This is a genomic window from Planctomonas deserti (assembly GCF_003067705.1).
In the GTDB taxonomy this organism is placed as follows: Bacteria; Actinomycetota; Actinomycetes; order Actinomycetales; family Microbacteriaceae; genus Planctomonas; species Planctomonas deserti.
On sequence record NZ_QANL01000139.1, the window covers coordinates 1 to 578 of the forward strand.

Below are 578 nucleotides of genomic sequence, written 5' to 3' on the forward strand. Positions count from 1 at the left end.
TGCCACCGCCAACTTCCATCCACGCAAAGTCCGGCCCCATCCAGCTGGCGTACAGACCGATCACGATGGACAGCACCTCCATCGCCAGCATCAGCCAGGCCATGCGTTGCAGGCGTACGGCATTGGCATGGGTGAAGGGGCGTTCGTTGGCCGCAGAACGCAGCAGCCGCGCCAGGTGGCGCAGGAACATCAGGCACAGCACCAGTAGTGCGACGATGGCGGCCAGGCCCACGCAGAAATGCAGGAACAGATGCGAACCGTGCACGGCCGCGGCCTGCGCGTCGTGCACGCTGTCGAGCAGCCAACGGCGGTCGTGGGCGACCAGTGGCACGGCCAGCAGTGCGGCCAGGATGCCCAGCCAGCACATCGCCCGGACGGCCTGTACGGCGGCCTGGGCCAGGGTGAACAAGCCTCGCGCGGGTCTGGCGCGGGCGGGACGAGCGGTCAAGCGGCCTCCGGCGTTGGGGCAGCATCGCCGCCCCGGGGTGAATTTATCGATAAACGATATAACACACGCCGCGTGAAAGTCTGAATCGGGAAAGTGGCCCCTGTCAGGGCCCAGGCGCGCCCTGTTCCAG

At 67.1% G+C, this 578-nt stretch carries 1 protein-coding gene; it reads right to left on the reverse strand.

The annotated features are described in order from the left end of the window. A partial coding sequence (locus DAI20_RS19965) for a DUF2975 domain-containing protein (RefSeq protein WP_205781530.1) occupies positions 1-409 on the reverse strand: 409 nt, incomplete at its 3' end. Between the last annotated feature and the right edge of the window lie 169 nt (positions 410-578).